10 protein-coding genes are annotated in these 9,639 nt (G+C 31.1%); 8 read left to right on the top strand and 2 right to left on the bottom strand.

Annotated features, from left to right (window positions below):
- Positions 1 to 27: 27 nt before the first annotated feature.
- Both RH98_RS13985 and RH98_RS13980 read right to left on the bottom strand, forming a co-directional pair.
- On the bottom strand, positions 28 to 1,539 hold the full coding sequence (locus RH98_RS13985) for a PspC domain-containing protein (protein ID WP_010256275.1): 1,512 nt from the start codon (positions 1,537 to 1,539) through the stop codon (positions 28 to 30).
- Positions 1,532 to 1,876, bottom strand: a complete 345-nt coding sequence (locus RH98_RS13980; protein WP_010256273.1) for a PadR family transcriptional regulator — start codon at positions 1,874 to 1,876, stop codon at positions 1,532 to 1,534. The genes RH98_RS13985 and RH98_RS13980 overlap by 8 nt, the downstream gene beginning before the upstream one ends.
- A 153-nt stretch (positions 1,877 to 2,029) precedes the next feature.
- Here RH98_RS13980 and RH98_RS13975 point away from each other — a divergent pair, with 153 nt between their 5' ends.
- From RH98_RS13975 to RH98_RS13940, 8 genes are all read left to right on the top strand, one after another.
- Positions 2,030 to 2,485, top strand: a complete 456-nt coding sequence (locus RH98_RS13975) for a DUF4442 domain-containing protein (protein ID WP_010256271.1) — start codon at positions 2,030 to 2,032, stop codon at positions 2,483 to 2,485.
- A gap of 5 nt (positions 2,486 to 2,490) precedes the next feature.
- Positions 2,491 to 3,405 carry a TIGR01777 family oxidoreductase gene (locus RH98_RS13970; RefSeq protein WP_010256269.1) on the top strand — a complete coding sequence of 305 codons (915 nt, stop codon included), beginning with the start codon at positions 2,491 to 2,493 and terminating at the stop codon, positions 3,403 to 3,405.
- 213 nt (positions 3,406 to 3,618) lie between these two features.
- Positions 3,619 to 4,173 carry a nucleotide exchange factor GrpE gene (locus RH98_RS13965; RefSeq protein WP_010256268.1) on the top strand — a complete coding sequence of 185 codons (555 nt, stop codon included), beginning with the start codon at positions 3,619 to 3,621 and terminating at the stop codon, positions 4,171 to 4,173.
- Positions 4,174 to 4,197: 24 nt separating this feature from the next.
- Positions 4,198 to 5,343: a molecular chaperone DnaJ gene (gene dnaJ / locus RH98_RS13960; RefSeq protein WP_010256266.1), complete on the top strand. Its 1,146-nt coding sequence runs from the start codon at positions 4,198 to 4,200 to the stop codon at positions 5,341 to 5,343.
- Positions 5,344 to 5,530: 187 nt separating this feature from the next.
- A complete protein-coding gene (locus RH98_RS13955) occupies positions 5,531 to 6,451 on the top strand; it encodes an ABC transporter ATP-binding protein (RefSeq protein ID WP_010256264.1) in 921 nt (306 codons plus the stop codon).
- A gap of 1 nt (position 6,452) precedes the next feature.
- The gene (locus RH98_RS13950) at positions 6,453 to 7,763 is read left to right on the top strand and encodes an ABC transporter permease (RefSeq protein WP_010256262.1); all 1,311 of its coding nucleotides are present in this window, start codon (positions 6,453 to 6,455) and stop codon (positions 7,761 to 7,763) included.
- Between the two features lie 36 nt (positions 7,764 to 7,799).
- The gene (locus RH98_RS13945; RefSeq protein ID WP_026038917.1) at positions 7,800 to 8,963 is read left to right on the top strand and encodes a sigma-54-dependent transcriptional regulator; all 1,164 of its coding nucleotides are present in this window, start codon (positions 7,800 to 7,802) and stop codon (positions 8,961 to 8,963) included.
- A 3-nt stretch (positions 8,964 to 8,966) separates the two neighbouring features.
- On the top strand, positions 8,967 to 9,602 hold the full coding sequence (locus RH98_RS13940) for a DEAD/DEAH box helicase (protein ID WP_010256257.1): 636 nt from the start codon (positions 8,967 to 8,969) through the stop codon (positions 9,600 to 9,602).
- The last annotated feature ends 37 nt before the right edge of the window (positions 9,603 to 9,639 follow it).

Genomic DNA, 9,639 nt, shown 5'->3' with positions numbered 1-9,639 from the left:
TTTTTTTTTTATGGTTAATGTTTATAATTATTTACAGTCAATGCATTTTAATGTATTATCTTCTTGCATTTGATACCAGTGATTTTCTATGATTTCTTTTTCTTGATTAACGAGTAATTGCTTTGTATTACCATCTATATAAATGCTTTTGCCTACAGGAATATAAATATTGTATTCTACGTAAACATCTTTTAAAAATGTAGATGGAATCGTTTGGTAAGCGATGATTAAAGTATCGTCTTTTTCTTTGTATTGAATAGCATCAATATCAACGCTATATACTCTAGAATTCCTTTTCCCTTTTTTTGTATAGGTAGGTTTATTAGAGAGTTCTACCTTTCCATATATTTCATCTTGAAAGGAAGGTAAAAGTTGAATTTTTATAAAACTATTTTGTATGATTTCTTTTATTTCGTAATCTTCAATCTTTTCAAATTCTGATTTTTTAAAATAATTCTCATCTACTATTTTTATATCTAAACTATCACAATTGTAAAATGTGAAATTTGTTTTCTCTTTTATTTTTATGCTCTCATTTTTAATATCAACATTATAAGCTTGTGCATTTAGGAAGGGAATAATCAAAAATCCTAAACTAATAAACCATAATACTATTAATCCTATAATAGTTGCCCCAACGTATTTTATATTGGTATAGATTAATCTAAGCCCAATAATAAAAAGACCAACAAAAGGTAATATGGTTACTAATGATAGTAATGTTGCAGATAACCATAATGGAAAATAGTTGTCAGTAATTAAAGGGAAATTGATAAAATCTGCTTGTTCTATAATTAATTCTTTATTGATGAATAGAGCAAATAACCCAATTAAAGTTGTGAAAATTGTAACTACACTGATAAAAATAAAAAGAATTCCAAAGAAATATCTGACAACTTTAGCGCTTTTTTGTCCAGCTAACTTTGTTTGATTTTTTATATGATCATAATCTGCTTCATTAATTTTTGTAGATACGTAATTAATATTTTCTTTTACTTTTTTTTCAATAGTAGTAATATTAATTGGCTCTCGTTCCATTTCTAGGATTTGAGTCGTAGTTTTTGCTTTAGGTACTATAATCCAAAGTATTATATATAGTAAAACTCCTGTTCCATAAAAAAGAACTAATATTAAAAATATAATTCTCATCCATACGGTGTCTATTTTAAAATAATGCCCTAAACCAGAAAGAACTCCACCCAATATTGCATTTTCACCATCTCTATACAGTTTTTTAGTTCCCGTATATTCATATTTTTGATATATAGTTTCGCTTTCTTCTATTACGTAATCTTCTGGTTTACCCATAACAGAAATGATAGCATCTACGTCAGTAACTGTAATGACTTGATTATTGTCTGTCAACCTTTCATTAAATAATTCAGCTATTCTAATTTCAATATCATGAATAATCTCATCTTGTTCTTCTTCTGAAAATGAACGTTTTATTGCTTTTAGATATTGATCTAATTTATGATAAGCATTTTCATCAATATGAAATACTAATCCTCCAATATTTACAGTAAGTGTTTTATTCATTGTTCATAGTGTTTTTTAAGGTTATTGCTTCAACTGCGTTGGAAAGTTCTTGCCAAGTTTTAGAAAGTTCATTCAAAAATTCTTGACCACGCTCTGTGAGTTTATAGTACTTTCTAGGAGGTCCAGAACTTGATTCCTCCCATCTATAGGAAAGATAATCATCGTTTTTTAAGCGTGTTAGTAGTGGGTATACTGTGCCTTCAACTACTACTAATTTTACACTTTTTAGTTCGTCTAAGATTTCCGAAGTATAGCAATCTTTCTGTTGTAATATTGAAAGAATACAGAACTCTAGAATTCCTTTGCGCATTTGTGCTTTAGTGTTTTCTATATTCATATTTAAATCGTTGTCTAATTTCTGAAACAAAGATATGTTTAAAAGAAGGTACTTTGTATTGCATAGTACTATAAATTAACATTAAATTAACTAATGTAAAAAGTACTATAATCATATTCCTATTTTTGTATCTTTATAAAAAATCAATTAGAAATGAAGTTTACAGTATCAAATATTAATAAATTCTTGTTTTTTAAATTGCCTTCGGCTTATTGGACGGGGGTGCGAATGAAAGAGATTTCAGAAACTAGGGCTGTTACTACGGTTAAACATGGTTGGAAGAACCAAAATCCTTTTAGATCGATGTATTTTGCAGTACAAGCTATGGCAGCCGAACTATCGACAGGTGCATTAGTGATGAGTAAAATACAAGACAGTGGCAAAAAGATTTCTATGCTAGTAGCTAATAACAATAGTACATTTACTAAGAAAGCAACAGGTAGGATATTTTTTGAGTGTGTTGATGGGGCTAAGCTTGATCAAGCAATTGCAAAGACGATTGAAACTGGTGAAGGTGTTACTGTATGGATGCAATCTATTGGAAGAAATCAATCAGGGGAACAAGTATCTTTAATGAACTTTGAATGGACTCTTAAATTAAAAAAATAGTATTTATGAAAGTTCTTGTTACAGGTGCAACTGGTTTAATAGGCAAGAAAATTGTGCAACAACTTTTAGATAATGATGTAGAAGTTAACTATTTTACTACTGATCGACGAAAAATAAAAGGTGTTTTTGTTGGAGCCACTGGCTATTATTGGAATCCTGATAAACAAGAGATAGAAAAAGAAGCATTTACAGATGTAAAGGTAATTGTTCATTTAGCGGGGGCTAATATCTCGGGAAGCTGGTCAAAATCTGGAAAAGAATCAATTTTAAATAGTCGAATTAATTCTAGTAATTTTTTATATACTTGGCTTGAACAGAATAGCCATAGTGTTAAACAGATAGTTTGTGCATCTGCAATAGGTATCTATGCTGATATTTCAAGAATCCAAAGTGAAAGTGATTTTGAACCTGCTAAGGGTTTTTTAGCTGAGGTTGTTAGAAAATGGGAAGAAGCTAATCTAAGATTTAACACACTAGATATTAATGTTTCATTATTACGTATTGGTTTAGTATTGTCAGATGAAGGTGGTGCTTTACCTCATATGATCAAACCGATGAAAATGTATTTAGGTTCTGTTTTAGGTAGTGGTAAACAATGCTATTCTTGGATACATATAGTTGATGTCGTTAATATTTTTGAATATGTCATAAAAAATCAATTATATGGGATTTATAATGCTGTTGGACCACATCCACGTACAAATAAAGAATTGACGTATACCTTGAGTCATGTAATTCATCGAAAAATTTGGTTACCCCCAATACCTAGTTGGGTGCTAAAGTTGTTCTTAGGTGAGAAGGCCTCTCTTGTTTTAGATGGACAAAGGGTTAGTAGTAAGTTGATTATGGAAAAAGGCTACTGTTTTGTATTCCCAAAACTTGAAAAAGCAATTCAAAATTTATATTTAAAAGTAAAGTAAAGTAAAAGCTTGTGAAAACACAAGCTTTTACTAATTAAAACAGTCTGCATATTTTTATTTATATGATTTTGTCAAGGTGACATACTTGCATTTTTATTTTAAAATCACTTAAAGTTTATATACAAATTGTGTCATATTGACAGCGATTTTGTCTTGGCAAAGGATTTGATATTGGAAAGTTATAAAAAGTATAATAATTAATTTTTTCTGACTATGAGTACTGAAAATAAGGATATAAATAAAGATCAAGAGGGTGTAGAACAAACTATTGAGACAAAAGACGAGACGACAACTGAACAGAATGCTGGAGATGAAGCTACAACAGTAGAAGAGGAATTGAAAAATGAGATAGCAAAAGAAAAAGATAAATTTGTTCGTTTATTCGCGGAGTTTGAAAATTATAAAAAACGTACTGCTAGAGAGAGAATTGAGTTATTTAAAACAGCAGGTCAAGAAGTTATAGAGTCTTTATTACCAGTAATTGATGATTTTGATCGTGCAATTGTAGAGTTAGAAAAAGAAGGAGAAAGCGATCATTTAACTGGAGTAAAATTAATATCTACTAAATTTAAAGATACTTTAGAAAGCAAAGGATTACAAGAAGTTGAGGTAAAGATTGGTGATGATTTTAATGCCGATATAGCTGAAGCTGTAACACAGATTCCTGCTGGGGATGATATGAAAGGGAAGATAGTTGATGTAATTGTAAGAGGATATAAACTAGGTGATAAAATTATACGTTTTCCAAAAGTAGTAATTGGTCAATAGACTCACCTAAATAAGATATATAAAATGAAAAAGGATTATTACGAAATATTAGGTATTGATAAAGGCGCTGATGCAGCTACAATTAAGAAAGCCTATCGCAAAAAAGCCATTGAATACCATCCTGATAAAAACCCTGGAGATAAAGCAGCCGAAGAAAAATTTAAAGAAGCAGCTGAAGCTTATGAGATATTAAGTGATCCTGATAAAAAAGCTAAGTATGATCAATATGGTCATGCCGCATTTGATGGTGCTGGAGGTTTTGGAGGTGGCGCAGGCCACATGAATATGGATGACATCTTCAGCCAATTTGGTGATATCTTTGGTAGTGCATTTGGCGGCGGAGGCGGAGGCTTCGGTGGTTTTGGCGGCTTCGGTGGAGGCGGCGGAGGCGGTCAAAGAAGAGTTAAAGGAACTAGCTTACGTATAAAAGTTAAATTAACATTAGAGGATATTGCCAATGGTGTTGAGAAGAAAATAAAAGTAAAACGAAAAGTTCAAGCTCCTGGCGTAACTTATAAAACTTGTCCTACATGTCATGGTAGTGGACAAGTTGTCAAAGTAGTCAATACAATGTTAGGACGCATGCAAACTTCAGCTCCTTGTGATACATGTCATGGTAGTGGTCAAGTAATTGATCACAAACCTGCTGGTGCAGATTCGGAAGGAATGATTTTTCAAGAAGAGACAGTATCAATCAAGATACCAGCTGGAGTTTCTGATGGTATGCAACTAAAAGTAGCTGGCAAAGGAAATGAGGCTCCTGGAAAAAACAGTGTTCCGGGTGATTTATTAGTTGTAATTGAAGAGCTCGATCATGATACTCTAAAAAGAGAGGGTGAAAATCTTCACTATGATTTATATATAAGTTTTGCTGAAGCTGCTTTAGGTGGAGCAAAAGAAATTGATACGGTAACTGGTAGAGTACGTATCAAATTAGAAGAAGGAATTCAATCTGGTAAGATTTTAAGATTAAAAGGAAAAGGATTACCTAGTATAAATAGTTATGGTAATGGTGATTTATTAGTACATGTGAATGTATGGACACCTAAAAAATTATCTAAAGAACAACGTGATTTCTTCGAAAAAATGAAGGATGACGAGAACTTTAGACCTGCTCCGTCAAAGAGTGACAAATCTTTTTTTGAAAAAGTGAAAGAAATGTTTTCGTAATTAGAAAATTAATCTTAGTTTTGTAGTACACTTATTAAACAGTGGATTTTCTTTTTCATAGCAATTTTTCCCAACCTTATTTTTTAAATAAGGTTGGGTTTTTTTATGTCATATCTTATTTGAACAAGACTTCACGAATATTGAAAATAAAAAAGTATTTTTACACAAATAAATAGATTCTATACACATGCAACCTATATTAGAAGTAAAAGATGTTGTAAAAAAATATTCTGATAAAATAGCTTTAAATCATGTTTCACTCTCTATTCCTAAAGGTTCCATCTATGGATTATTAGGACCAAATGGAGCTGGAAAGACGTCCTTGATTAGAATCATTAATCAAATTACTTATCCTGATAGTGGACAAATTTTATTAGATGGTGAAACTTTAAACCCTACTCACATAAAAGATATTGGTTATATGCCTGAAGAAAGAGGGCTTTATAAAACAATGAAAGTGGGTGAACAAGCAATGTACCTTGCGCAATTAAAAGGGTTATCTAAGGCTGAAGCTAAAAAACAATTAGATTATTGGTTTGATAAATTAGATATAAAAGAATGGTGGAACAAAAAAATTCAAGAGCTATCAAAAGGTATGGCTCAGAAAATACAATTTGTTGTCACTGTTTTACACAATCCTAAATTACTTATTCTAGATGAGCCATTTTCTGGATTTGATCCAGTGAATGCAAATATTATTAAAGACGAAATTATTGAGTTAAAAGAAAAAGGTACCACAATTATTTTTTCTACGCATCGTATGGAAAGTGTAGAAGAAATGTGTGACTATATCGCTCTTATTAATAAGTCAAATAAATTAATCGAAGGTAAATTAATTGATGTAAAGAGAGATTATAGAACACATTTATATCATGTTGGCATTTTAAGTGATCGCCCTAAAGAGCTTCAACTTGTACTTGAAGAAAGATTTAAAATTAAACCAACAAGTTTCAAATCCTTAAACTCTGAGCTGCAATTAGAAATCGATTTAGGAAATTCGCTTCCTAATGAGTTGCTAAATGTACTTTCTCAATATGGTCAAGTAACCCATTTTGTAGAGAAACTGCCAACGGTAAATGATATATTTATTCAAACAGTAAGTAAATAAAATGAGTATTTTATCCCTAATAATAAAAAGAGAGTTTATTGCTAAAGTTCGCAATAAATCATTTATAGTAATGACTTTTGTTAGTCCATTATTTTTTGTTGCTCTAAGTGTTTTAATAGCCTATTTAAGCTCTATGAAAGCAGATGTAAAGCAAATAGCAATACATGATGAGAGTGGTTTGTTTATTAATCAGTTTAAGAGTAATGAGTCGTATAATTATCAGAACTTATCTGCGATAGATATTGAAATATTGAAGGATAGTGTTTTGGCTGATAAATATGAAGGCTTGATCTATATTCCTTTGCAAGAAAATATTGAGGATTATCAAAATAATATAACCTATATTTCTAATGATAGCCCTAGCTTGAGTTTTGTAAGTAAGGTAGAATTACTAATTGGAGATAAGATTACTCATGTTAATTTAAAAAATAGCGGAATCGATACTAAAATTATAGATGAGGCTCAAGCTAAAGTAAATTTAAAATTGAGTAAAGCCTCTGGTGAAGCTACTGTTAAGGGACTTAATGAAATAAAAATCGTAATAGGAGGACTATTTGGCTATTTCATTATGATGTTTATTATCATATATGGTAATATGGTTATGCGTTCTGTTATTGAAGAAAAGACGAACCGTATTATTGAGATTATTATTTCATCTGTTAAGCCTTTCCAGTTGATGATGGGGAAAATAATAGGAACTTCAATGGCTGGTCTGTTGCAGTTTTTAATTTGGGGAGTCATAGGAGGTGCGTTGATGTTTGCATGCAGTATATTTTTAGGAGTAAATATGGCGCCTACAGGAACTTCTACCGAAATAATGGAAGCAAGTGCAGGATTATCTCCTGAGTTGTTGACAGATGTTCAGAATTATGTTCAAGAGATCTTAAGCTTACCTCTTATTTCTTTATTTATCTACTTCTTAATCTTTTTTATTGGAGGATATTTTCTTTATAGTTCTTTATATGCTGCGATAGGTGCGGCAGTAGATAATGAAACAGATACACAACAATTTTTGTTCCCTATTTTATTGCCTTTAATGTTAGGAGTGTATATAGGTTTCTTTACAGTAATAAAAGATCCTCATGGAACTGTTGCTACTGTGTTTTCAATGATACCATTTACCTCACCGATTGTAATGTTAATGCGTATACCATTTGGTGTTCCATTTTGGCAAATATTATTGTCTATCGTATTACTTTTCGGTACCTTTATATTGGTTGTTTGGTTTGCAGCAAAAATATATAGAATAGGTATATTAATGTATGGTAAACGACCATCGTGGAAAGAATTGTATAAGTGGCTTAAGTATTAGATTATTAACTTTTCTACAAATAACTATATGGCTAAGATTTCAAGAATTTTAATTGTAGAAGATGAAAGTGCAATTAGAAGAGTTTTAAAAAAAATATTAGAAGAGGAGTCTTCAGAATATGTAGTGGATACTGCAGAAGATGGAGAAGACGGACTTCAAAAAATCACTAATGAAGATTATGATTTAGTGATTAGCGATATTAAAATGCCCAAACTAAATGGTGAGGAATTATTAATAGAAGCAAAAAAGATTAAACCTCAAACTGTTTTCGTAATGATTTCAGGGCATGGAGATCTCGAAACAGCTGTTAATACGATGCGTCTTGGAGCATATGATTATATCTCTAAACCACCTGATTTAAATAGATTATTGACTACAGTGAGAAATGCTCTTGATACAAGCAAACTAGTAGTTGAAAATACTATTTTAAAGAAAAAAATCAATAAAAAGTATGATATGATTGGTAATAGTAAACCAATAAATCATATAAAAGCAATGATTGAGAAGGTAGCTCCAACAGATGCAAGAGTTTTAATTACTGGGCCTAATGGAACTGGGAAAGAGCTAGTGGCTCACCAAATACATTTGCAAAGTAATAGGGCTTCAAATCCTTTAATAGAAGTTAACTGTGCAGCTATTCCATCAGAGTTGATAGAAAGTGAGTTATTTGGTCATGTTAAAGGGGCATTTACATCTGCTGTTAAGGATAGACCAGGTAAATTTGAACTAGCGAATAAGGGAACAATATTTCTGGATGAGATTGGGGATATGAGTTTACCGGCGCAGGCTAAAGTTTTAAGAGCACTGCAAGAGAATATAATTACTAGAGTTGGAGCAGATAAGGATGTAAAAGTTGATGTTCGAGTGATTGCTGCAACAAATAAAGATTTGCGAAAAGAGATAGAAGAGGGAAGATTCAGAGAAGATCTATATCATCGTTTAGCAGTTATTCTAATAGAAGTGCCTGGGCTAAATGATCGACGTGATGATATCCCGTTATTATTAAATCACTTTGTAAAGCAAATTGCCGATGAACAAGGTACAGCAGTAAAAGAGTTTTCAGAGGATGCAATTCAATTATTACAAGAATATAATTGGACGGGAAATATTAGAGAGTTAAGAAATGTTATTGAAAGACTTATAATCTTGGGAGGTAAAACTGTAACTAAGCAAGATGTAGAGTTATTTGCAAATAAATAATTTATGAAATTAAAAAAGATTAATAATACCTTACAAGAGAATTTAGTGGTAAATGGTTTGACAGAACCTACAACACTTCAAAAGAGTACTTTTGGTATTATAAAAGGTGGACAGGATATTGTTATTGTAGCTCCACATGAGGAAGGGAAAACTACAGCTATGGTTATTTCTGCATTACAAAGAGTAGAAAAGCCAGCTTTAGACATGATATCTACTAGAGTTCTTATTGTTGTAAAAGATAAATTTGAGGTTGAACGCTTGATGCAGGTTTTTGATGACTATAGTAAATATATGGATGTAGATGTTTATGGAGTGCATGATTATACAGATTTAGACGAAGATAAAAATCAATTATCACTAGGTAATGATATTTTAATAGGAACATCTACACGGTTAAATGAGATGTTTAGCAGTGCAGGATTTGACGTTAATCGACTTTTAATGTATATTATAGATGATGCTGACGAACAATTAAGAAATAGACTAGAACCTAAATTATTTAGACTTTCAGAAAGTATTGGAAAGACACAACGAGTTTATTTTGCTAAAGAAGATACTGAAGCTCTTGAACTATTTGTTGATAAAACAATGACTGAAGATGTTCAATGGTTTGATTTTTACGAAGACGAAGAAGAGTAGATGAGATAATATATTCAATTACTATAAAAAATAGAGC

It is taken from the genome of Myroides injenensis M09-0166, assembly GCF_000246945.1.
In the GTDB taxonomy this organism is placed as follows: Bacteria; Bacteroidota; Bacteroidia; order Flavobacteriales; family Flavobacteriaceae; genus Flavobacterium; species Flavobacterium injenense.
Note: the sequence above shows the minus strand (reverse complement) of the source record. Positions and strands in the feature narration are given on the sequence as shown.

Coding starts and splice junctions, on each gene's coding strand:
- RH98_RS13985 (WP_010256275.1), bottom strand. CDS start 1,539: ATGAATAAAACACTTACTGTAAATATTGGAGGATTAGTATTTCATATT.
- RH98_RS13980 (WP_010256273.1), bottom strand. CDS start 1,876: ATGAATATAGAAAACACTAAAGCACAAATGCGCAAAGGAATTCTAGAG.
- RH98_RS13975 (WP_010256271.1), top strand. CDS start 2,030: ATGAAGTTTACAGTATCAAATATTAATAAATTCTTGTTTTTTAAATTG.
- RH98_RS13970 (WP_010256269.1), top strand. CDS start 2,491: ATGAAAGTTCTTGTTACAGGTGCAACTGGTTTAATAGGCAAGAAAATT.
- RH98_RS13965 (WP_010256268.1), top strand. CDS start 3,619: ATGAGTACTGAAAATAAGGATATAAATAAAGATCAAGAGGGTGTAGAA.
- dnaJ (WP_010256266.1), top strand. CDS start 4,198: ATGAAAAAGGATTATTACGAAATATTAGGTATTGATAAAGGCGCTGAT.
- RH98_RS13955 (WP_010256264.1), top strand. CDS start 5,531: ATGCAACCTATATTAGAAGTAAAAGATGTTGTAAAAAAATATTCTGAT.
- RH98_RS13950 (WP_010256262.1), top strand. CDS start 6,453: ATGAGTATTTTATCCCTAATAATAAAAAGAGAGTTTATTGCTAAAGTT.
- RH98_RS13940 (WP_010256257.1), top strand. CDS start 8,967: ATGAAATTAAAAAAGATTAATAATACCTTACAAGAGAATTTAGTGGTA.